Below are 22,382 nucleotides of genomic sequence, written 5' to 3'. Positions count from 1 at the left end.
CGTCAATCGATCAGTGTGCCATTGTCGTAGAAGGGATAGGGACCCTCGGCCCGGCCGCTGGAAACCAGGTGCGTCACCAGCGGCCCGGCGGCCGGCTGCGCCAGCATGCGGAACTGCGCCGGCTCCAGCACCCACTGCGAGGCGGCGTCTTCCGCCAGGTCCAGGAACACCGCATGCGCCGGCGCCGGCGAGGTGCAGGCGATGGTGCCGCCGAAGCGCGCGTCCACCGCCCGGTGCACATGGCCGGCGACGACCCGCTCGACGTTCGGGTGCCGCGCCACGATGGCCTCGAAGCGGACTGCGCCCTCCAGCAACCCCTGTCGGTCCATATGCCCGATCAGGGTGGCGAAGGGCGGATGGTGCAGGGCGACGACCACCGGCCGGCCGCGGCTCGCCTCCAGCGCGGCCTCCAGCCAGTCGAGCCGGGCCGGGCACAGCTCGCCGTGGCCGTGGCCCGGCGTGACCGAATCGAGCGCGACCAGCCGCAGGCCGCCGATGTCGGCGGTGTACTGGATGAAGGGGCCGGTGCCCAGGTAGGCGTGGTCGGGGAAGCCCGCCCGCAGGTTCGCCCGGTCGTCGTGGTTGCCGGGCATCAGGTAGACCGGCATCGGCAGCGGGGCCAGCAGCTCGCGCAGGTAGGCGTATTCGGCCGGTCGGCCGAAATCGGTCAGGTCGCCGGTGACGACGACCGCGTCGGGCGGCTGCACCAGCCGGCCGACGGCTGCGACGGTGGCGCGCAGGTAGGCGGCGGTGTCGATCCGGCGGTAGGCCAGCCGGCCGGGCTCGCGGATGTGCAGGTCGGTGAGCTGCACCAGGAAGGTGGTGGGGCGTGCGGTGGCGGTCATGCGGTTGCGGCGATGGAGGAAGGGGAAGCTGCATCGACCGGGCCGGGCATCAGCCGGCCGGGTGCGATCTGGATGCCGACCGCGTCGCCCGATTGCCAGGGGCTGTCGCGGTCCACGTCGGCCAGCAGATGCGCGGGCTGGTCGGCCAGGGCCAGCCGCAGCTGGACCCGCTCGCCCAGGAAGGTGCGGCGCGCCACCGTGGCCTGGGCGGCGCTGCCCTGCGGCGCGACGATGCGCACGTCCTCCGGCCGCACCAGCAGCGTGGCATGGCCGGCCAGGCCCTCGGGGCAGGCCAGCGTGGTGCCGCCCAGCAGCACCGTGTTCTGCGCCCGCTGGGCCGGGCCCCGGGCGAGCCGGTTCACCCGGCCCAGGAACTCGGCGACGAAGGAATGCAGCGGCGCGCGATAGAGCTGCTCGCCGTTGCCGATCTGCACGATGCGGCCGGCCTGCATCACCGCCAGCCGGTCGGCGATGGCCAGCGCCTCCTGCTGGTCGTGGGTGACGTGGATCGCGGTGATGCCCAGGCGGCGCAGCAGGTCGGCCAGCTCGTCGCGCAGCGACTCCTTGAGCTTGGCGTCGAGCGCGGTCAGTGGCTCGTCGAGCAGCAGCACCCGGGGCCGCACCGCCACCGCCCGGGCCAGGGCCACCCGCTGGCGCTGGCCGCCCGAGAGTTCGGCGGGGCGCTTCTTCTCCAGCCCGCCGAGGCGCACCAGGTCGACCAGCTCGCCCACCGCCCGGCGGCGCTCGGCCTCGGCCACGCCGCGGATCTTCAGGCCGTAGCCGATATTGCCCTCGACCGTCATCTGCGGAAACAGCGCGTAGTGCTGGAACACCATGCCCACGCCGCGCTGCTCGATCGGCAGGCGGGTGACGTCCTGGGTGCCGAAGGCGATGCGGCCGCCTGCATCGGTCTGCTCCAGCCCGGCGACCACGCGCAGCAGCGTCGTCTTGCCGCAGCCCGAGGGGCCGAGCAGCGCCAGCACCTCGCCGGGCTCCACCGCCAGGGTGGTGGGCTGCAGGCCGCGGGTGCCGTCGGGGTAGGTCTTGGCGCAGTCGGTCACCTGCACGCCGGTGCGGGCACGGGCGAAGGCCGAGGCGGCGCCGGAAGGGGTGGCGGTATCAGTTTCCATGGCGGCGTTGCAGCAGGTTGGCCAGGTGCTGGAGGGCCCAGAGCACCGGCAGGATCACGATGAAGAAGACCAGGGTGTAGGCCGAGCCGATCTCGATCCGGGCCGAGGCGTAGCTGTCGGCCAGGCCCACCGGCAGGGTGCGGGTGAGCGGCGTGTGCAGCATCCAGGTCAGGTTGAATTCGCCGACCGACAGGGTGAAGACCATCAGGCAGCCGGCCGCGATCGCGGGCAGCACCGCCGGCACCAGCACGCCCGCCAGGCACTGCCAGAAGCCGGCGCCCAGGGAGCGCGAGGCCTCTTCCAGCGCCCGCAGTTCGCGCCGCTGGAAGGCCGAGCCCACCACCCGCACCATGAAGGGCAGGGTGAAGACGATGTGGCCCACCAGGATGAAGGCGAAGCTCTGCCGGAACACCGCGATCTGCCCGTAGGCCAGGATCAGCGCCAGCGCGGTGGCGAGGCCCGGCACCGCGACTGGCAGGGTCAGCAGCTCCTCGAACACCCCGGCCCAGCGCGAGCGGCTGCGGGCCAGCGCATAGGCGCAGGGCACGCCCAGCAGCAGCGTCGCGACGACGGTGCCGACGGCGATCGCCAGCGACCAGCCGATGGTGCCGCCGTAGCCGTCGAGCACCTCGGCCAGCCAGCGCAGGGTGAAGCCGCTGGCGATGCCCCGGCTGTAGTTGTTCACCAGCCCGGCGACGACCGAGAGGGCCATCGGTGCCAGCATGAAGACGGCCACCGCGAGGGTGGTGGCCAGCAGGAAGGGGGAAGCGGTGCGGGAGACGCGCATGGTCATCGGGCCTGTGGAAAGGGGGTGGGCGGTGCGCGGGCTACAGCGGCGCCGCGCCCAGCCGCCGGGCCACGAACAGCACCAGCCAGGTCACCAGGCCGAGCGCGATCGACAGCGACGCGGCCAGCGCGAAGTTGGCGTAGTTGGTGAACTCGTCGTAGATGGTGATCGGCAGCACCTCGAACTTGCTCGCCAGGGTGAAGGCGGTGCCGAAGGCGCCCATGGCGGTGGCGAACAGGATCGCGCCGCAGGCCAGCGTGGTGGGCGCCAGCTCGGGGATCCACACGTCGCGCAGCACCCGCAGCCGCGAGGCGCCGAGCGAGCGGGCGGCTTCCTCCAGCGCCAGGTCCATCGCCTCGGCGGCGGCCGTGTAGGTGGCGATGGCGCGCGGCAGCGAGAAGTACAGGTACGCCAGGAACAGCCCCAGCAGCCCGTAGGCGAAGGTGATCCGGCCCCAGCCCGCCGCATCGGCCAGCCCGGCGACCACGCCCTGGCGCCCGCCCAGCAGGATCACGAAGAAGCCGACGATCACGCCCGGGAACGACAGCGGCAGCGTCAGCAGGGCCAGCAGCACCTGCCGGCCCGGGAAGCGCCGCCGCGCCAGATACACGCCCACCGCGCCGCCCAGCAGCAGCGTGGCGAGCGTCACCGTCACCGACAGCACCACCGTGTTGAGCAGGCTGGCGAGGTAGCGCGGATGGGTCAGCACCGCGAAGTAGCCCTCCCAGCCCTGCCGCGCCGGCAGGCCCACCAGCAGCGCCACCGGCAGCAGCCAGAAGGCGGCGAAGAAGATCGCCGCCGGCGCCAGGCAGGCGAGCAGCAGGGGGCGCGATGCGGTGGCGCTGGGAGGGGTCATGGCGGTGGTGTGAAGTCTGCGTTGCGAACAGCGGCAGCGCTCAGCGCACGGCCTTCAGGTACTGTTCCGAGAAAGCCTTCTGCACGGTGGCCATCTGGCCGTAGTCGACCGTCCTGGCGCGGGCGTAGTCGGCGGCGGGCAGGAACTGCGCCTCGACGTCGGCCGGCATCGCGTTGGCGCGCACCGGGCGCAGGTAGGCGCGGGCCCAGATGGCCTGGCCTTCTTCCGACAGAACGAAGTCGAGCGCCTTCCTGGCGTCGGCCGCATGCGGCGCCTTGGCGACCATGCCCATCACGTAGGGCACCACCAGCGTGCCTTCGGCGGGGATCACGAAGGCCACGTTGGCCTTGTCCTTGTACCTGGCGCGGTAGGCGTTGAAGTCGTAGTCGAGCAGGATCGCGATCTCGCCCGACAGCACCCGGCCGTAGGCGGTCTGCTTCGGCACGATCGGCTCGTTCTGCTGCAGCGCCTTGAAGTAGTCGAGCGCGGGGCCGAAGTTCTCCAGCGTGCCGCCGCGCGCCTGGTTCACCGCCACCGCCCCCACGTAGCCGACGAAGGCCGACGACGGATCGAGGTAGCCGACCAGGCCCTTGTACTCGGGCTTGAGCAGGTCGGCCCACGACTTCGGCACCGGCTTGCCCTTGAGCGCGTCGACGTTGACCATGAAGCCGAGGGTGCCCGAGTGGATCGAGAACCAGTGGCCCTGCGGGTCCTTCAGGCCGTCGGGGATCGCGTCGAAGCCGGCCGGCTTGTAGGGGGCGATCAGGCCGTCCTTCTGCGCCTGGATCGCGAAGGTCACGCCCAGGTAGGTCATGTCGGCGACCGGGCTTGCCTTTTCGGCCGTCAGCTGGGCGAGCGACTGGCCCGAGTTCTTGTTGTCGGGCGGCACCGTCACGCCGGTTCTGGCCTTGATCGCCTTGATTTGGGTGCCCCAGTCGGCCCATTCGGTGGGGCAGTTGTAGCAGATGGCCGTCTGGGCCATGGCGGAGCCGCCGGCGAGGCCGAGGGCGAGCAGGCCGAGACGGGCCCAGTGGGTGAGAGCGTGGCGCATGGAGGAAACCTTGTGCGTTGGGGTTGGGGAAGGGAGAGCGGGGGAGAGATGCGGTGAAGGAGCGGCCGGCGTCAGGCCGTGGCCAGCGCCAGCGCCGCGGCGGGCGGTGCGGTCGATTCGCCGCCGCGCAGCCGGTGGGCCAGCAACTCGCTGTCGGCGGCCGTGGGCCGTGCGTCGCGCGCCAGTGCCGCCACCAGGATGTCGACGCCGCGGCGGCCGATCTCGCGGTGCGGCTGCACGACGGTCGAGAGGATCGGGGTGAGTTCCTCGCCCAGCGCGATGCCGTCGAAGCCGACCACGCTCAGCTGCTCCGGCACCCGCAGGCCCAGCAGGTGGGCGGCGCGCAGGCTGCGGATCGCGAGCAGGTCGTTGGAGCAGAACAGCGCGGTGGGCCGGTCGGCGGGCGCCAGCAGCGCGGACACCGGGCCGGCCGCGCTGGCGACGAAGGGCACCTCGACCAGGCGCGCACGGCTGCCGGGCACCGCCGCCATGCCGCGCAGGAAGCCGTCGTGGCGCTGCCGGGCCCGGTCGGAGGCGGCGAGCGGGCCGCTCACCATCGCGATGTCGCGGTGGCCCGCCTGCGCCAGGCGCTCCACCACCGCGGCGACGGCGGCCTCGCTGTCGACCGAGACGCAGGGGTGCGCCGCATGCCGGTTGTAGAGCAGCACGTAGGGCACGCCGTCGGCCTGCAGCCGTTCCAGCACCGCCGAGCGGGCCGGGTCGGCCACCACCAGCAGCATGCCGGCGGCGTCGCCGGCCAGCAGTTCACGGGCGGCCTGCTGCTCGTTCTCCAGTTCGTAGTCGGTCGTGACCGGCAGGATCGCGTAGCCCGCGGCGCGCGCCGCCTGGGCGATGCCGTCGAGGCATTCGGCGAAGACCGGGTTGTGCAGCGTCGGCAGCACCACGCCCAGCACCCGGCTGCGCTGGGTGCGCAGGGTGCGGGCGCTGGCGTTGGGCAGGTAGCCGAGCGACCGGGCGGCGGCGAGCACCCGGTCGCGGGTGGCGGCGGCGACACGGTCGGGGAAATTGAAGACCCGCGAGACCGTGGCGACGGAGACGCGGGCGTGCTGGGCGACGTGCTGAATGCTCATGTGAAAACGATGTAAACGTTTTCATTGGAGCCTCCGGCCGTGACACGGCGATGACGCCCGCAACTAGGCGGGCGCCGGCATCTGCGTCAGGGCGTCTTGTTGCGCCGCATCCGCAGCAGTTCGTCGAGGATCAGGCAGGCCGCGCCCAGCGAGATCGCCATGTCGGCGATGTTGAACGCCGGGAAGTGCCGGCCGCCCAGGTGGAAGTCGAGGAAATCGACCACGTAGCCGTGCATCATCCGGTCGACCACGTTGCCGACCGCGCCGCCCAGGATCGCGGCCAGCGCGAAGGAGAACAGCCGCTGGCCCGCATGCGAGCGCAGCAGCCACAGGATGAAGCCCGCCGCCGCCACGCCGATGCCGGTGAACAACCACCGCTGCCAGCCAGACGAGTCGGCCAGCAGCGAGAACGCCGCGCCGGTGTTGTGGGCCCGCACGATGTTGAAGAAGCCGGTGATCGTGGTGCTGTCGCCCAGCTGGTAGCGCGCCAGGATCATCGACTTGGTGACCTGGTCGGCCACGAAGAGCAGGGCGGCGAAGCCCAGCCAAGGCAGCATGCCGGCGATGCGGGAGCGGTTGGTGTCGAGTGCGGTGGTCGCGTTCATGCGTGGCTCCGGACTTCGCCGGTACCGAAGAGGTTGCTGGTGCAGCGGCCGCAGATGGTCGGGTGCGCCGGGTCGTGGCCCACGTCGGCGCGGTAGTGCCAGCAGCGCTCGCATTTGGCATCGGATGTGGCGCTGGCCGTGATGGCGAGCGGGCCTCCAGCTACCAATTCGATAGCAGAAGCGATGAAGACGAACTTCAAGTCGTCGCCCAGCCCCTGCAGCAGCGCCAGGTCCGCCGGCTCGGCCGCGATCCGCAGGTTGGCCTGCAGCGACGAGCCCAGCCGGCCCGCGGCGCGCAGGGCCTCGATCTCCTTGTTGGCCAGGTCGCGGATCTCGCGCAGCCGGGTCCACGGCGCCAGCAGGGCGTCGTCGGTGTTGTCGAAGCGGGCGAAGGTCTCCAGGAAGATGGTGTCGGAGCTGCCGACGATCTTCCAGGCCTCCTCGGCGGTGAAGCTCAGGAACGGCGCCATCCAGCGCAGCATCGCCTGGGTGATCTTCCACAGGGCGGTCTGCGCGCTGCGGCGGGCCAGCGACTTCGGCGCGGTGGTGTAGAGCCGGTCCTTCAGAACGTCGAGGTAGAAGCCGCCCAGATCTTCCGAGCAGTAGAGCTGCAGCTTGGCGACCACCGGGTGGAACTCGTAGACCTGGTAGTGCGCCAGGATCTCGGCCTGGAACTGCGCGGCGCGGGCCAGGGCGTAGCGGTCGATCTCCAGCAGGTCGGCATCGGCGACGCCGTCCGTCGCCATGTCGAAGTCGCTGGTGTTGGCCAGCAGGAAGCGCAGGGTGTTGCGGATGCGGCGGTAGGCATCGACCACCCGGGCCAGGATCTTGTCGTCGCCCGCGATGTCGCCCGAATAGTCGCTGGCGGCTACCCACAGGCGGATGATCTCGGCGCCCAGCTTGTCGGCGGTGACCTGCGGATCGACCCCGTTCTTGAGCGACTTGCTCATCTTGCGGCCCTGGCTGTCGACGGTGAAGCCGTGGGTCAGCAGGCCCTTGTAGGGCGCGCGGTCGTACATGGCGCAGGCGGTGAGCAGCGAGCTGTGGAACCAGCCGCGGTGCTGGTCGTGGCCTTCCAGGTACAGGTCGGCCTCGGTGCCGTGGGTGTGGTGGCCCTCGTCGCGTCCGCCGCCAAGGGCGATGCTGTCGTCGAAGTGCGAGCCGCGCAGCACGTGGAAGTGGGTGGTGCCCGAGTCGAACCACACGTCGAGGATGTCGTTGCCCTTGGTGTAGTGCTGCGCGTCCTCCGCGCCCAGGATCTCCTCGGCGGTGGCCTTGCTCCAGGCCTCGACGCCGCCGGCCTCGACCATCTCGGCGGCGCGGTCCATCAGCTCCATCGTGCGCGGATGCAGTTCGCCGGTGGCGTTGTGCAAAAAGAAGGGCAGCGGCACGCCCCAGTTGCGCTGGCGCGAGATGCACCAGTCGGGGCGGCCCGCGATCATGTCCCGCAGCCGCGCCTGGCCGTTCTCGGGGAAGAAGCCGGTCTGCTCGATCGCGTCGAGTGCGAGCTGGCGCAGCGTCTTCGGCGCCTTGTCCTTCGTGAAGACGCCTTCGCCTTCATCCATGCGCACGAACCACTGGGCCGCGGCCCGGTAGATCACCGGCGTCTTGTGGCGCCAGCAGTGCGGGTAGCTGTGGACGATCTCGGTGCTGGCGAACAGGCGGCCCGCGTCGCGCAGGGCCTCCACGATCGCCGGCGCCGCTTTCCAGATGAACTGGCCGCCGAAGAGCGGCAGCTCGTCCACGTACACGCCGTTGGCCTGCACCGGGTTCAGGATGTCGTCGGTGGTGAAGCCGTTGGCGACGCAGGAGTTGAAATCGTCCACCCCGTAGGCGGGCGACGAATGAACGATGCCGGTACCGTCGTCGGCGGTGGCGTAGTCGGCCAGGAAGACCGGCGACAGGCGGCGGTAGCTGTAGGCACCGGTGCCGGCATCGGCCGCGTCGTGCAGCGGATGCTTGAACCGCAGGCCGCCGAGCTTCTCGCCCGCCACGGTGGCGAGCACCGAGCCTTCGAGCTGGTAGCGGGCCAGCGCCTTCTCGACCAGGGCAGCGGCCAGCACCAGCAGGCCGCGCGGTGTGTCGACCAGCGCGTAATCCAGCGCCGGGTTCAGGTTGAGCGCCTGGTTGGCCGGGATGGTCCAGGCGGTGGTGGTCCAGATGACGGCGAAGGCGGGCTTGTCCAACGCGGCCAGGCCGAAGGCGGCAGCCAGTTTCTCGGGCTCGGCCGATTCGAAAGCCACGTCGATCGTCTGCGACTTCTTGTCGGCGTATTCGATCTCGAACTCGGCCAGCGAAGAGCGGCAGTCGAAGCACCAGTAGACCGGCTTCAGGCCCCGGTAGACGAAGCCGCGCTCCATGATGCGCTTCAGGGCCCGGATCTCGTCGGCCTCGTTGCCGGGGTTCATCGTCAGGTACGGGTCTTCCCAGTCGCCCAGCACACCCAGGCGCTTGAAGTCCTTCTTCTGCAGGCCGATCTGCTCGGTGGCATAAGCGCGGCTCCTGGCCTGCACCTCGTCGCGGCTCAGGTTGCGGCCGTGCAGCTTCTCGATCTGGTTCTCGATCGGCAGGCCGTGGCAGTCCCAGCCCGGTACGTAGAGCGCGTCCATGCCTTCCAGCTGCCGCGCCTTGACGATCATGTCCTTCAGGATCTTGTTGACCGCGTGGCCCATGTGGATCTGGCCGTTGGCATACGGCGGGCCGTCGTGCAGCACGAACTTGGGCGCGCCGCAGCGGGCCTCGCGCAGGCGCTTGTAGATGCCTTGGTCCTCCCAGTCCTGCACCCAGCCCGGCTCGCGCTTGGGCAGGTCGCCGCGCATCGGGAACGGCGTGTCGGGCAGGTTCAGGGTGGCGCGGTAGTCGGTCGCGGCCGGGGCAGCTGCGGCGGAAGCATCGTGGGTTTCGGACATGGAGGAACTTCGTCGAAAAAGGGTTTCGACAGGCTCAGCCCGAACGGGGAAGGTGGTCGGTGCGGGAGGTATACAAGCCGTTCGCCCTGAGCCTGTCGAAGGGCGGCAGCGGTGCCGGTGCGGCACGGCGGGCTCGGGTCAAATTCGGTCGCGCGAGGTCTGGCGGTGGGTCTGGCCGTGGTTGCGCTCGTGGGCCTCGGCCTGGCGCCGTGCGAAGAACGCGCGCGCATCGTCGCAGTCCCGCGCGATGCCGGCGGTCAGGGCATCGAGGCTGGGGTAGCGCAATTCGTCGTGCAGTTTGTGCAGCAGGTCCACGCGGATGATTTTACCGTAGGCCCCTTCGGCGCCCAGCGCGGCGGGCCAGTCGAGGCAGTGGGTCTCCAGCAGCACCCGGCCGCCGTTGACGTCCGACGGGTCGAGCGAGGGCCGCACGCCCATGTTGGCCACGCCCGGCAGCGGCACCGGGCCCAGGCCGTGCACCTGCACCGCGAAGATGCCGGCGGCGGCCGGTTTCCAGTGCGAGAAGCGCAGGTTGAGGGTGCGAAAGCCGTCGCCCCGGCCGGCGGCCGTGGCGCCCAGCTCGCGGCCGAGCTTGCGGCCGTGCACCACGTGGCCGCTCAGGCTGTAGGGGCGGCCCAGCAGGCGGGCGGCGTCGTCCATCCGGCCGGTGGCCAGCGCCTCGCGCACCGCCGAGCTGGAGACGCGCAGGCCGCCGACCTCGTAGCTGTTCATCCGGGCCACGTCGAAGCCGGCGTGCGCGCCGGCGGCGTCCAGCATCGCGTAGTCGCCCATCCGCTGGGCGCCGAAGCGGAAATCGTCGCCCACCAGCACGTAGCGGGCGCCCAGGCCCTCCAGCAGCACCCGGTCGATGAACTGGTGCGGCGTCTGCATGGCCAGCTCGGCGTCGAAGCGCAGCACGATCGCCTGGTCGATGCCGCAGCGCGCGAGTTCGGTCAGCTTGTCGCGCAGGGTGGCGATGCGGGCGGGCGCCAGGCTGGCCTTGCCGGCGCTGGCGGCGAAGTAGTCGCGCGGATGCGGCTCGAAGGTCAGCACGCAGCTGGGCACGCCGCGGTGCTCGGCCTCGTTGCGCAGCAGCGCCAGCATCGCCTGGTGGCCCCGGTGCACGCCGTCGAAGTTGCCGATGGTCAGCGCGCAGGCCTGCGCCACGCCAGGATGGTGGAACCCTCTGAAAACCTTCATTGCGCTGATATGGTTTTGATAGCAAAGGCCGCAGGCAGGGCGCGCGGCAGACGCCGATTTGTCATGAACGGGGTATATTGTGACCCAGCGTGCACGCGTCCTGGCAAACCGCGCGCTCCGTCCGAACCATCTGAAATGCGTGCCGGCGACCTTCATCCGTCGAGAGAGTGCAGCCGGCCTCTTGAGGAGCCGTGTCGTGAAGGTATTGAAGTTGTCGGCCCAGGGGCTGCCCCAGTCCTGGATCAGCCTGGAGCAGGCGGTGATCCACTACGCGTCCGACGAGGTCCGTTGGGAATCGGGCGCCGAGATCGCGGTGTTCCGCGGAGGCACCAACGCGATCACCGGGCTGCAGTCCAGGATCGCGATCAACAGCATCATCGGCACCCGGGGCGTTCCGCGGATCAACCCGTTCGAGATGCGCCCGGGCCTTACCAACGCCAAGCTGTTCGCCCGCGACCGCAACGTCTGCGCCTACTGCGGCCAGCACTTCCACGAGACCGACCTGACCCGCGAGCACATCAAGCCGTTCGCGCAGAAGGGCGTCGACACCTGGATGAACGTGGTGACGGCCTGCAAGCCCTGCAACCACAGGAAGAGCCACCGCACTCCCGAGCAGGCCAACATGCCGCTGCTCTACACGCCCTATGTGCCCAGCCTGTGGGAAGATTTCATCCTGCGCAATCGCCGCATCCTAGCGGACCAGATGGAGTTCCTGATGGCGCATGTGCCGCGGTCTTCGCGGTTGCTGGATTAGTCGGCGTTTCGGTCGTCGAATCGGGGTGTGGCCGGCAGTCCGTGCGGACTGGGCGCTATCTAATCCGTAGCGGTTGGCTGGCAGAGCGGATTGGGCGGGTGTGGGGGCCGGGATCGCCGGGTGACCCCCTCCGCGAATGTCCCCCGCCTTCGGCTCCTCCTTTATTTCGCTGCGGGGGTCATCCGACGCTCCCGGCCCTGGAAGCGTCGCGTCGTGCGGGTCGGATCAGCGGCAGGGCGGGTCGCTGGCGCTGTGTTTGCATAGATGTCTGCGAAGGCAACCAAGCGCATTGCAAGCTGCTCTGCGCAGCGAAATAAAGGAGGAGCGGCGGGCGCAGCCCGTCGCGGGGGACATTCGCGGAGCAGAGTACGCCGTCGGCGCGAGCCCGGACCAAGGACGCGGCCTCAGGCTCCGGACTCCCATCCGCCCAACGTCCGCGCAAACTCAATACGTCAACTCGAGAAACGCGAGGTGCCCGCCGGCCAGCGGCCAGGTCCGCCCCACCACTTTCTCGCCGTTGAAGGTGCCCACGATCGCCCGGTCGGTTCCGTCGGCCAGCAGGCGCTTGGAGGCCGCGACGCCCGCGCCGCTGGTGGGCGGCACGTCGGGCAGGCTGCTGCTGCCGTCGAAGCTGACCGTGTCGCGCTGCAGGTCGAAGTAGCCGCGCGGACGGGTGAAGCTGACGACGGCCTGGGCGCTGCGCTCGGCGTCCACGATGCGCTCGGCGCGCAGATGGACGATATCGCTCGACCGCGGGAAGCCGCTGCGGTAGATGTGGGTGATGGCATAGCCCTGCGCGGTGACGACGAATTCGTACGGCGTGCCGGGGGTGGCGGTGAACGGGCCCCAGCGTCCGTCGGCGCCGACCGTCCGGCGGTGCGCCGGGCCGCCGCGACGGGCGCCGGTGTCGGGGTCGGTCGCGTAGATCTCCACCGTGGCGCCGGCCACCGGCAGGTTGTTGCTCACATTGCCGGCGGCGGCGTTGCCGGCCACGCCCAGGCCGCTGACGATGCCGTCGAGCACCGGGGCAGCCTCGGCCTGCACCGTGGTCGAGAGCGGCGCGGCGCCGGTCAGGAAGCGCCAGCTGGCGTCGAAGGCGGCGGGCGAGAACGACGTTTCGCGGTGGTCGATCTTCGGGATCACCACGCTGGTCGCGCCGCGCAGCTCGGGGCCGGCGGCGGTGACGAAGGTGGGCAGGCCGGGCCGTCCGATCCACAGGCCGTCGGGCTGGGCGAACTTGTCGTTGCCGTCGGAGCGCACCGTCAGCCAGCGGGCCGGGCCGTCGATCTCGTCGCCGGCGGCGTTGCGGGGCGCGTTGAGCGCCTTCAGGAACGGGCCGGTGCCGGAGAACTCGCTGCCTTCGCGGTAGCCGGGGATCGCCCACACGCCGTGGTTGGGCGTGCCGCCCAGCACCACCTCGCGCACCTTGGCCGCGCCGCCGCCGCGGGCGATGTAGTTGCGGATCGCGTAGCCGCCGCGCGAGTTGCCCATCAGCACCACCTGCTGCGCGCCGGTGCGGGCCAGCACCGCGTCGACCTCGCTGCGCAGGAAGGCCATGTGCTCGGCGGTAGAGGTGCGGCCCGCCTGGGCCACGGTGTCGTCGTCGCGGGAGCTCGGGTAGGGCACGTTGATCGCGTAGAGACGGTCGCGCGGCCAGCCGTTGGATTCGAAGCGCCACATCGTCGTCTGCCACAGCGCGGCGCTGTCGCCGTTGCCGTGCACGAAGACGACCGGCGGGTAGTCGACGGCCGAGGGGTTGGACGAGCAGCCGGCCAGGGCGGCGGCGGCGAGGCCCAGGGCGGTGAGTACGGTGCGGCGGGAGGTCGTCATGGTCGGGTCCTGTTGCGGAGAAGGTCGAGAGCGTGGGCCACGAAAAAGGCCTGCGTATGACGCAGGCCCGGGAGCGGTGGGTGGGCAGCGCCGGCGGCGGCGCTCAGGCGAAGACGCCGGCGGTGTCCTGCATCCGGGCCGACACCTCGCCCAGGTGGTGCAGGGTGTCGCCGAAGGTCATCTCCAGCTGCGTCAGCCGCTTGAAGTAATGGCTGGCGATGTACTCGTCGGTCATGCCGATGCCGCCGTGCAGCTGCACCGACTGCTGGCCCACGAAGCGCATCGACTGGCCCAGCTGCACCTTGGCGCGTGCGAGGGCGCGGCCGCGCTCCTCGGCCGGCGCGTCCAGCTTCAGCGTGGCGTAGTAGCCCATCGAGCGGGCCAGCTCCAGCTGCATCTTCATGTCGGCGAGGCGGTGGCGCAGCGCCTGGAAACTGCCGATCGCCACGCCGAACTGCTTGCGGGTGTTGAGGTACTCGACCGTCAGCGCCACCGCCTTGTCCATCGTGCCCACCGCTTCGGCGCAGGCCGAGGCGATGCCGATGTCGGCCGCGTGCCGCAACGCCGTCAGGCCGTCCTGCACCGCCAGCTGGGCGGGCGTGTCGGCGAGCGCGACTTCCGCGGCGCGGCTGCCGTCCTGCGTCAGGTAGCCGGTGGCGGTGGCGCCGGTCGCGCCGCGCTCGACCACGAACAGGGCGATCTTCCCGTCGAGCTGCGCAGGTACCAGCCAGGCGTCGGCGGCGTCGCCGGCCGGCACGATGCTTTTGCTAGCAGTGAGCCGGTATCCGTCGCCGGCTGCGACCGCTTTCGCCTCGCAGACATCGAGGCGGTAGCGCGCCTTGCGCTCCTGGTGGGCCAGCACGACCAGCGCCTCGCCGGTGGCGATCTTGGGCAGCCAGGCGGCCTTGGTTGCATCGGTGCCGTAGGCGCCCAGCACGCCCGAGACGATCAGCGTCTGGGCCAGCGGCTCCAGCACGATGCCGCGGCCCAGTTCCTCCAGCACCACCATGCCGTCGACCGGGCCGAAACCCAGGCCGCCGTGTTCCTCGGCGATGTAGAGGCCGGCCAGGCCCAGCTCGGCCAGCTCGCCATAAGCCTCGCGCGAGAAGCCGCCCTCGGCCACGATGCCGCGCCGGCGCTCGAAGCCGTAGCCCTTGTCCACCCAGCGGCGCACCGCGTCGCGCAGCTGTTCCTGGTCGTCGGAAAAATCGAAATCCATATCTTCTCCTTAGCCTAGGACCGTCTGCGCGACGATGTTGCGCTGCACTTCGTTGGATCCGCCGTAGATGGTTGTCTTGCGCATGTTGAAGTAGTTGGCGGCCAGCGGGGCGTGCGACACGTCGCCGCCGGGGAAATCGCCCTGCCAGCCGGCCTCCATCGCCTCGCGGATGAAGGGCAGGCTGAGCGGGCCGGCGGCCAGCATCATCAGCTCGGTGTAGCGCTGCTGGATCTCGCTGCCCTTGATCTTGAGCAGGCCGGCGATGTCGAGCGCGTTGCGGCCCGATTTCTCGGCCGAGAGCACCCGCAGTACCAGCATCTCGAGCGCCACCACGTCCACCTCCAGCAGCGCGATCTGGTCGCGAAAGCGCATGTCGTCCCAGACGCCTTCGGCCTGGGCGATGCGCTTCAGGCGCTCCAGTTCCCGCTTGGCGCGGTTCACGTCGGCGATGTTGGTGCGCTCGTGGCTCAGCAGGTGCTTGGCGTAGGTCCAGCCCTTGTTTTCCTCGCCGATCAGCTGGTCGGCCGGCACCTCGACGTTGTCGAAGAAGACCTCGTTGACCTCGACGCTGCCGTCGAGCAGCTTGATCGGCCGCACCGTCACGCCGGGCGATTTCATGTCGATCAGCAAAAAGCTGATGCCGGCCTGGGGCTTGCCCTCGGTGCCGGTGCGCACCAGGTTGAACATCCAGTCGCCGTACTGGCCGAGGGTGGTCCACGTCTTCTGGCCGTTGACGATGTACTTGTCGCCCTTGCGCTCGGCGCGGGTCTTGAGCGACGCCAGGTCGGAGCCCGAGCCCGGCTCGCTGTAGCCCTGGCTCCACCACACCTCGCCGCTGGCAATGCCGGGCAGGAAGCGCTTGTGCTGCTCCGGCGTGCCGAAGGCCATGATCACCGGCGCCACCATCACCGGGCCGAAGGGCACGATGCGCGGCGCACCGGCCAGGGCGGTTTCTTCCTCGAACAGGTGCTTCTGGATCGCCGTCCAGCCCGGGCCGCCGAATTCCTTGGGCCAGCCGTAGCCCAGCCAGCCCTTCTTGCCCAGGATCCTGGCCCAGCGCTGCATGTCGTCGCGGGTCAGGTCGACCGCGTGGTGAACCTTGTGCGCGATGTCGGCGGGCAGGTTGTCGCGCACCCAGGTGCGGATCTCCTCGCGGAACGCCTGTTCTTCGGGGGTGAATGCCAAATCCATCGGTTGTCTCCTGTCGATCGACGGGTTTTTAGCACGGTCGTTCGCATGCCCGTGTCCGGGCTGCGACAAGGGTGCTCAGCCCGGCGCTCGGTCGCCGCGGAGTCCGGCCAGTTCGGCCTGCAGCGCGGCGACCGCCGCCTCCAGCGCCTCGACCCGCGCGGCCAGGCCGGTCGCGGGCGCGGCGCCGTCGGCGGGCCCCGCCTGCGCATAGCTCTGCACGTCGACCGGGCCACCGACCAGCTGCACCCAGCGCGCCTCGCGGGCCCCCGGTGCGCGGGGCAGGCGCAGCACCAGCGACCCGCCTTTTTCTTCCGTGCGCTCGGCCAGTTCGTCCAGGAACGCCTCGACCGATCCGATGTCGGCGAAGCGGTGCCAGCGCTCGGCGTGGATGCGCAACTCGCCGGCGGTCTGCGGGCCGCGCAGCATCAGCAGGCCGAGCAGGGCGGCGGCCGCGCCGGGCACCGCATAGGCGCGCTCGAAGTTGTGCTCGTACCGCGTCGCGCGGCCGCCGCTGGTCTCGAAGACCAGGCTCAGGCGCTTGAGTTCGTCGAGCGCCTCCTGCGCCTCGCCGTCGGTCACCTGCATCGCCGGCTCGCGGCTGGATTTCTGGTTGCAGCCCGAGACGACCGCGTTGAGCGTCAGCGGATAGCTGTCGGGCACGGTGCGTGCCTTTTCCATCAACGTGCCGAGCACGCGCTGTTCGAGAAGAGAGAGAGGTCTGATTGCCATAATGCCGGCCCACATGAAAAACCAAAACCTCGTGATTCTGATCTCCGGCGCCGGCTCCAACATGCGGGCCATCGTGCGGGCGGCGGAACGCGAGGACTGGCGAGGCCGCTTCGGGGCCCGGGTGGCGGCGGTGGTCAGCAACAAGGCCGACGCACCCGGCCTGGCCTGGGCGGCGGAGCAGGGCATCGCCACCGCGGCGCTCGACCACAAGGCCTATGCGAGCCGCGAGGACTTCGACACGGCGCTGGCCGCGGCGATCGACCTGCACGCGCCGGCGCTGGTGGTGCTGGCCGGCTTCATGCGCATCCTTACGCCCGGCTTCGTCGCCCGCTACGACGGCCGGATGGTCAACATCCACCCCTCCTTGCTGCCCGCCTTCCCCGGCCTGCAGACCCACGCCCGGGCGATCGCCGCCGGCTGCGCCTTCGCCGGCGCCACGGTGCACCGGGTGACGGCCGAGCTGGACCTGGGCCCGATCCTGGGCCAGGCGGTGGTGCCGGTGCTGCCGGGCGACACGGCCGAGGCGCTGGCGGCCCGGGTGGTGACGCAGGAGCACCTGCTGTATCCCCGGGTGTTGGCCGATCTGCTATCGATTGGATAGCATGAGGCCGGCGCCGGTCGCCGGCTGTGGGCACTTTTTACCCGAGAACGCCGTGGCGTGCTGCGCGGCGGTCAGGCGACGGCGCTGAGGGTCGCGCCGGTAGTGCTCGCGGTGCCGCCGCCGGCCGCGCCCACCTGCTCGTACTGCTTGAGGACCAGTTGCGCCAGCTGCGACAGGTCGAAGCCACGGCGACCGCCGTTGCGGCCGGTGTCGGTGCCGTCGCTGCCGTCGGCCGTGGCGGTGCCACCCGCGCTCAACGCGGTCAGCGCGTCGGTGATCTTCTGCGACAGCACCTCGGCCTCCTCGCGGCCGATGCGGCCGTCGCCATCGCCGTCCACCGCCTTGAACAGCGCCTGCAGCGGATCGGTGCTGCTGCCGGTGGCGGCCGCGGTGCCGGTGGTGGAGGCGGTCGCGCCGGTGGTGGTGGCATCGGTCGTGGTGGCGGCCATGCGCTCGGCGGCGGACACGGTGCCGTCCTCGTTGGTGTCGAGCGGGTCGTAGGTGGTGCTGGCAGATGCGCTCGCGCCGCCGGCGCCGGGCGGACCGCCCGCGCCGCCCGGTGGGGGTGGCATGGCGCCGGCTCCGCCTTGCGCACCGGCCGTCCGGCCGCCGGCATCGGAGGGCCGGCCGGCGTCGAATTCGGCCGCGCTCAACGTGCCGTCGCCATCGGTGTCGAGCTTGGCGAACTGCTCGCCCGCATCGGTGCCGGAGGCGGACGACGCGGAGGACGTGGACGCGCCCGTGCTGCCCGACATCCGGTCCTGCAACGCCTGGAACTCGGTGGCGCTCGGGCCGCCGCTGCCGTCGGTGTCGACCTTGCCGAACAGGTCGTCGCCGGCGCTGCCGCGGGCTGCCGTAGTGCCGGTGCTGCCGGTCGCGGCGGTGCTGCGCGCCTGGGCGAAGTCCATGGTCGAGCGCTGCGGCATCAGGCTTTCCATCGCCTTGGCCAGCTGGTCCTTGTCGAGGGTGCCGTTGGTGCCGAATTTGCTCACCAGGTCTTCGGCGGCAGCGGCACCGGCGGTGGCGTTGCTGCTGGTGCCGCCGGCCTTGGCGGCCCCTTGCAGCAGGCCCTGCAGCTCGGTGCCGTCCACCGTACCGCTGCCGTCGGCATCGGTCCTGGCGAACATCGCATCCTGCATCTGGCTGCGCTGCGCCTGGCGCGCGGCCTGCAGGGCGGCCCAGTCGCGGCCGGTGCTGCTGCCGGCTCCGCTGATGGTGGTCATGGGGGGTGGTCCTTTCCGGAGTGGATGCTGGCGGCAGGGGCGCCGCGGGGCGATGCGACGATTCTGGAAACGGGGGGTAAAGCGTTCTTGTCCGCTGTGTACCGAAGCCGATACACAGGGCCCTTCGAGGCCGCGAACTGGCCCGCGCCGGCCGCGCTTCTCGGGCGTTCGCGGCGCGGCGGCGGGTGTACATTGCGGCGGATCACCGCCATGAAAACCGCAGCCCCCCAGATCCTGGTCGTCGACGACGACGAGGACATCACCACCCTCCTGCGCGGCTACCTCGCCCGCTTCGGCCTCGTGGTGCACGTCGCCGCCGACGGCGACGGGATGCGCCAGCAGATGGCCCGCCATCCGATCGCGCTGCTGGTGCTCGACATCATGCTGCCCGGCACCGACGGCCTGGCCCTGGCCCGCGAGGTGCGCGCGGCGTCGCCGGTGCCGATCATCATGCTGACCGCCCGCGGCCATGCCTTCGACCGGGTGCTGGGACTCGAGATCGGGGCCGACGACTACATGGCCAAGCCTTTCGAGCCGCGCGAGCTGGTGGCCCGCATCCAGACGGTGCTGCGCCGCGTCGCCGCCTCGCCCGAGGGGCCGCTGCAGGACGTGGCCCGCTTCGACGGCTGGGCGATGCACCGACAGGAGCGGCGGCTGGTGTCGCCGCAGGGCGTGGTGGTGCCGCTGTCGAATGCCGAGTTCCGGCTGCTGAGCGTGTTCCTGGCCTCGCCCCGCCGGCTCATGACCCGCGACCAGCTGATGGAGCAGGCCCGCGGCCGCAGCATGGACGCGTTCGAGCGCAGCATCGACCTGCTGGTCTCGCGCCTGCGGCAGAAACTGGGCGGCGGGGCAGACGCGCCGGCGCTCATCAAGACGGTGCGCGGCGCCGGCTACATCTTCGATGCGCAGTCGGTGCATGCCTGACGGCCGCGCGGCGCTTGTCCTCATCCGGTGACGACTGCCGAGGCGCCTCCGCTGCGGACAGGCCGGCAGGCCCTGGCGGCCCACGTCGAACGCCTGCTCCCGGCCACGCTGTTCGGCCGGCTGGTGCTGCTGCTGTTCGTGACCGCGCTCGCCAGCCATCTGCTGGCGCTGACCCTGCTGGTCGAGCTGCGGCCCGAGGGGCCGGCCGGTCCGCGGCAGGGCGGCGGCGCGCCGCCGGCGATGCCGCAGCCGCCGCCGGGCGCGCCGGCGGATGGCATGGCCGGCCTGCGGCCGCCGCGGGCCGGCGAAGCGCCGCCGCCATTCCCACCGCCGGGGGCGCGCCCCGCCGATATCCGCGGCGGGCCACCGCCGGCCGGCGGGCCCTTCGGCTATCCGGGCCTGGTGATGGACATCGGCGTGCGCCTGCTCGCGCTGCTGCTGGCCGCCTGGGTGGGCGCGCGCTGGCTGTCGCAGCCAGTCCGCCGGCTGGCGGCCGCGGCCCGGGAGCTGGGCCGCGACATCCACCGCGCGCCGCTGGCCGAGGACGGCACGGTGGAATGCCGGGAGGCCACCCGGGTGTTCAACGGCATGCAGGCGCAGATCCGCCGGCAGCTCGACGACCGCAACCGCTTCGTCGCCGCCGTGTCCCACGACCTGCGCACGCCGCTCACCCGCTTGCGGCTGCGCGCCGAGGTGCTGGAGCATGCGGCCGACCGCGAGAGCTTCGGCCGCGACATCCGCGAGATGGACGCGATGATCCGCTCGACCCTCGACTATCTGGCCGGCGAGGCCGATCCCGAGCCGCACGAGCCGCTCGACCTGCCGGCGCTGCTGACGAGCATCGCCGACGACCTGTGCGACGCCGGCCACGCGGTGCGCGTCGCCGGCACCGCGGCACCGCTGCGGGTGCAGCCGCTGGCCCTGCGCCGCTGCGTCTCCAACCTGGTGGAGAACGCGATCCGCTACGGCGGCAGCGCCGACATCGCCCTGCACGACGGCCCCGCGGGCGTGCGCATCGAGGTCGCCGACTCCGGCCCTGGCATCCCCGAAGCCGAACTGGAGAAGGTGATGGCGCCGTTCTACCGGCTGGACGCTTCGCGCAACCGGCACTCGGGCGGCGTGGGGCTGGGCCTGTCGATCGCGCACGACATCGCGGTACGACACGGCGGCCGGCTGATGCTGCGCAACCGGCCCTCGGGCGGCCTCGTCGCCACGCTGGCGTTGCCGCGCGACGGGCGGGTGCTGGCGGCCGGGCCGGGCGGCTGAAGGCTAGCCCGGCTCCAGCGGGGCGAAGCGCGGCTGCAGCACGCCGTCGATCGTCACCTGCTCGGCGAACATCGCGGCGGGACGCACCCAGAGGCCGCCCTCGCCGTAGAGCGCGCGGTAGACGGTCATCGGCTCCAGCGTCTCGCTGTGGCGGGCGCAGCCCACCACTTCGTACAGGCCGCCCTTGTAGTGACGGTAGGTGCCCGGGGCCGGCCCGGCGGGCTTCGGAAGGTCGTCGGTCATGGCTACGATCCCCGGATAAAACAGGGAGTGGGAATATGGACAGGGCCGACTTTATCCATCTGGCGCGCATGAGCGAACACGCCAGCGCCGAGAACAGCAGGGCCTACCGACGGCAGGTGGTAGCCTTCGCCGCGCTGGGCTATGCGTGGGTGGTGGGCTGCGTGCTGGTCGCCTGCGCCCTGCTGGGGTGGGTGGCGTCGATGTGGATCGCCGGCGGGCGGTTCCGCGTGGGCTGGCTGTGGCTGGTAGTCTTCGCCGGCGGCCTGCTCTGGTCGGGGCTGCGGGCGCTGTGGCAGCGGCTGGATGCGCCCGAGGGCCAACCCGTCACCGCCGAGGAGGCGCCCGCGTTGTTCGAGGCGCTGGAGCGCATCCGCACCAGGATCAAGGGCCCGCGGATCGACCGTGTCTACCTCGACGGCGACTTCAACGCCTGCGTGAGCCAGCGGCCGCGCTACGGCCTGTTCGGCGGCTCGATCAACGAGTTGGTCGTCGGCCTGCCGTTGATGATGGCGCTGGACAAGGGCCGGCTGATGGCGGTGCTGGCGCACGAATACGGCCACCTGCGCGGCGACCACGGCCGGGTGAGCGCCTGGATCTACCGCACCCGGCTGAGCTGGGGCCGGCTGCACGATTCGATGCGCCGCAGCGAGAGCGCCGCCGCCTTCGCCACCCAGGCCTTCCTGGGCTGGTACTTTCCCCGCTTCACCGCCCGCACCTTCGCCCTGGCGCGCCAGGACGAATACGAGGCCGACCGCGTCGCAGGCCGCCTCGTGGGCGCGCCGATGGCGGCGGCGGCGCTGGTGGAAATCCAGGTCAAGGCGGCCTGGCTGTCTCAGGAGTTCTGGCCGATGCACTGGCATTCGGCGGTGCTGCACCCGCTGCCGCAGGGGCCGTTCGGCGCATTGCAGCGCCTGCTCGCCCTGCCGCCGGAAGACGGTTTCGCCCGCCTGGCCCTGCAGGAGGCGCTGCGGCGTTTCAGCAGCATCGACGACACCCACCCCGGACTGCGCGACCGGCTGGAGGCGCTGGACCAGCCTGCCGACCTGCCCGCGTGGTCGAGCCGCCCGGCGCTGGAGTTGCTCGGGCCGCGCGCCGAACAGTGGATCGCCCGGTTCGACCGCGACTGGTGCAAGGAGCATGCAGAAGACTGGAAGGTGAACCACGCCTATCTGAACCGGCTGCGCGAGCGGGCGGAGGCGCTGGAAGCGGCCATCGGTCGCAACAATGCCCAGGAGATGACCGAGCTGGGCGACCTGCGCTACCGCCTGAACCCCCGCGCCGATGTGCAGCGCCACTACCGCCGCGCACTGGAGTTGAGCGCCGACCATCCGCGCGCGTTGCAGGGGCTGGCCTGCTGCCTGGCGCCGGCGCAGCGCGCCGAGAGCCTCGCGCTGCTGGAGCGCCTGTTCGCCGCCAGCGCCGCCCACCGCTGGTGGTCGGCCAACCTGGCGGTCGAGCACCTGGAGGCACGCGACGCCCATGCGCTGCACGACGATGCAGCCCTGAAGCGCTGGCGTGAAAGGCGCAAGGCGTCGGTCGAGGCCGAGGAGCGTGCCTGGGAGGAACTGTCGGCGCCCCCGTACTTCGTCGATATCGCCCGCCACGACCTGGACGATTTCGAGTTCGGGGAACTCCGCAACCGGCTGCAGCGCCATGCGCCGTTGACGCGGGCCTGGCTGGTGCGCAAGAACCTGCGGGAGTTTCCGTACCGCCGCACCTACCTGCTGTTCGTCGAACTGCCCGACATGCACGACGAAGACCGCTACGAGCTGTGCCGCGCGATGGACCGGTCGCTGGGCCTTCCCGGCCCGGCCCTGGTGCTGTGGGCCGGCGAATCGCCGACGCTGCAGGAGATCGAACGCCACGCCTTCGCACCCGTCTTCGTCCGCGGGGCGCGCTGAGGCCCGGCCCTGCGCGGCGGTGCCGGG

General features: G+C 71.3%; 20 protein-coding genes. 5 read left to right on the top strand and 15 right to left on the bottom strand.

Features of this window, described 5'->3' with window-relative positions; all coding sequences use genetic code 11:
* Nucleotides 1-2 precede the first annotated feature (2 nt).
* The 9 genes from ASE76_RS03200 to ASE76_RS03160 form a co-directional block, all read right to left on the bottom strand.
* Nucleotides 3-845, bottom strand: coding sequence for a phosphodiesterase (locus ASE76_RS03200; protein ID WP_055834520.1), 843 nt, complete (start codon nucleotides 843-845; stop codon nucleotides 3-5).
* Nucleotides 842-1,975, bottom strand: coding sequence for an ABC transporter ATP-binding protein (locus ASE76_RS03195; RefSeq protein ID WP_082447871.1), 1,134 nt, complete (start codon nucleotides 1,973-1,975; stop codon nucleotides 842-844). Before ASE76_RS03195 ends, ASE76_RS03200 begins: the two co-directional genes overlap by 4 nt.
* Entirely contained in the window at nucleotides 1,965-2,762 is a 798-nt protein-coding gene (locus tag ASE76_RS03190) for an ABC transporter permease (protein WP_055835592.1), read from the bottom strand. The genes ASE76_RS03195 and ASE76_RS03190 overlap by 11 nt, the downstream gene beginning before the upstream one ends.
* 40 nt (nucleotides 2,763-2,802) lie before the next feature.
* Nucleotides 2,803-3,618, bottom strand: coding sequence for an ABC transporter permease (locus ASE76_RS03185; protein ID WP_055834517.1), 816 nt, complete (start codon nucleotides 3,616-3,618; stop codon nucleotides 2,803-2,805).
* A gap of 40 nt (nucleotides 3,619-3,658) precedes the next feature.
* Nucleotides 3,659-4,669, bottom strand: a complete 1,011-nt coding sequence (locus tag ASE76_RS03180; RefSeq protein ID WP_055834513.1) for an ABC transporter substrate-binding protein — start codon at nucleotides 4,667-4,669, stop codon at nucleotides 3,659-3,661.
* A 71-nt stretch (nucleotides 4,670-4,740) separates the two neighbouring features.
* Nucleotides 4,741-5,760, bottom strand: a complete 1,020-nt coding sequence (locus ASE76_RS03175) for a LacI family DNA-binding transcriptional regulator (protein WP_055834511.1) — start codon at nucleotides 5,758-5,760, stop codon at nucleotides 4,741-4,743.
* Between the two features lie 86 nt (nucleotides 5,761-5,846).
* Complete coding sequence (gene lspA / locus ASE76_RS03170; RefSeq protein ID WP_055834509.1) at nucleotides 5,847-6,365, bottom strand: signal peptidase II; 519 nt, start codon at nucleotides 6,363-6,365, stop codon at nucleotides 5,847-5,849.
* On the bottom strand, nucleotides 6,362-9,274 hold the full coding sequence (gene ileS / locus ASE76_RS03165; RefSeq protein ID WP_055834504.1) for an isoleucine--tRNA ligase: 2,913 nt from the start codon (nucleotides 9,272-9,274) through the stop codon (nucleotides 6,362-6,364). Before ileS ends, lspA begins: the two co-directional genes overlap by 4 nt.
* A 138-nt stretch (nucleotides 9,275-9,412) precedes the next feature.
* Complete coding sequence (locus ASE76_RS03160) at nucleotides 9,413-10,474, bottom strand: bifunctional riboflavin kinase/FAD synthetase (protein WP_055834501.1); 1,062 nt, start codon at nucleotides 10,472-10,474, stop codon at nucleotides 9,413-9,415.
* A 196-nt stretch (nucleotides 10,475-10,670) separates the two neighbouring features.
* Between ASE76_RS03160 and ASE76_RS03155 the strand changes: the two genes are divergently transcribed.
* Nucleotides 10,671-11,228, top strand: coding sequence for an HNH endonuclease (locus ASE76_RS03155; RefSeq protein ID WP_055834497.1), 558 nt, complete (start codon nucleotides 10,671-10,673; stop codon nucleotides 11,226-11,228).
* 444 nt (nucleotides 11,229-11,672) lie between these two features.
* On the opposite strand, the gene ASE76_RS03150 is transcribed toward ASE76_RS03155, so the two are convergent.
* The 4 genes from ASE76_RS03150 to ASE76_RS03135 form a co-directional block, all read right to left on the bottom strand.
* Entirely contained in the window at nucleotides 11,673-13,058 is a 1,386-nt protein-coding gene (locus tag ASE76_RS03150) for an alpha/beta fold hydrolase (protein WP_055834494.1), read from the bottom strand.
* A gap of 103 nt (nucleotides 13,059-13,161) precedes the next feature.
* A complete protein-coding gene (locus ASE76_RS03145; protein ID WP_055834490.1) occupies nucleotides 13,162-14,277 on the bottom strand; it encodes an acyl-CoA dehydrogenase family protein in 1,116 nt (371 codons plus the stop codon).
* Between the two features lie 9 nt (nucleotides 14,278-14,286).
* A complete protein-coding gene (locus tag ASE76_RS03140) occupies nucleotides 14,287-15,468 on the bottom strand; it encodes an acyl-CoA dehydrogenase family protein (protein WP_055834486.1) in 1,182 nt (393 codons plus the stop codon).
* Between the two features lie 75 nt (nucleotides 15,469-15,543).
* Entirely contained in the window at nucleotides 15,544-16,197 is a 654-nt protein-coding gene (locus ASE76_RS03135) for a YceH family protein (RefSeq protein WP_055834483.1), read from the bottom strand.
* A gap of 13 nt (nucleotides 16,198-16,210) precedes the next feature.
* On the opposite strand from ASE76_RS03135, the gene purN reads away from it, so the two are divergent.
* Nucleotides 16,211-16,798 carry a phosphoribosylglycinamide formyltransferase gene (gene purN / locus ASE76_RS03130; protein ID WP_055835589.1) on the top strand — a complete coding sequence of 196 codons (588 nt, stop codon included), beginning with the start codon at nucleotides 16,211-16,213 and terminating at the stop codon, nucleotides 16,796-16,798.
* A 71-nt stretch (nucleotides 16,799-16,869) separates the two neighbouring features.
* On the opposite strand, the gene ASE76_RS03125 is transcribed toward purN, so the two are convergent.
* Nucleotides 16,870-18,021 (bottom strand): EF-hand domain-containing protein, encoded by a 1,152-nt coding sequence (locus ASE76_RS03125; RefSeq protein ID WP_055834480.1) that lies wholly within the window; start codon nucleotides 18,019-18,021, stop codon nucleotides 16,870-16,872.
* 210 nt (nucleotides 18,022-18,231) lie between these two features.
* Between ASE76_RS03125 and ASE76_RS03120 the strand changes: the two genes are divergently transcribed.
* Nucleotides 18,232-18,945 (top strand): response regulator, encoded by a 714-nt coding sequence (locus ASE76_RS03120; protein WP_055835586.1) that lies wholly within the window; start codon nucleotides 18,232-18,234, stop codon nucleotides 18,943-18,945.
* 27 nt (nucleotides 18,946-18,972) lie between these two features.
* On the top strand, nucleotides 18,973-20,211 hold the full coding sequence (locus tag ASE76_RS03115; protein ID WP_082447870.1) for an ATP-binding protein: 1,239 nt from the start codon (nucleotides 18,973-18,975) through the stop codon (nucleotides 20,209-20,211).
* A 3-nt stretch (nucleotides 20,212-20,214) separates the two neighbouring features.
* Here ASE76_RS03115 and ASE76_RS03110 read toward each other — a convergent pair whose 3' ends face one another.
* A complete protein-coding gene (locus tag ASE76_RS03110) occupies nucleotides 20,215-20,454 on the bottom strand; it encodes a DUF1653 domain-containing protein (protein ID WP_055834477.1) in 240 nt (79 codons plus the stop codon).
* Nucleotides 20,455-20,489: 35 nt separating this feature from the next.
* Here ASE76_RS03110 and ASE76_RS03105 point away from each other — a divergent pair, with 35 nt between their 5' ends.
* A complete protein-coding gene (locus tag ASE76_RS03105; protein ID WP_055834475.1) occupies nucleotides 20,490-22,355 on the top strand; it encodes a M48 family metallopeptidase in 1,866 nt (621 codons plus the stop codon).
* Nucleotides 22,356-22,382: the final 27 nt, after the last annotated feature.

It is taken from the genome of Xylophilus sp. Leaf220 (genome assembly GCF_001421705.1).
Lineage (GTDB): Bacteria > Pseudomonadota > Gammaproteobacteria > Burkholderiales > Burkholderiaceae_C > Xylophilus.
The sequence above is the reverse complement of the archived record's forward strand: the minus strand, read 5'-3'. Positions and strand labels throughout refer to the sequence as shown.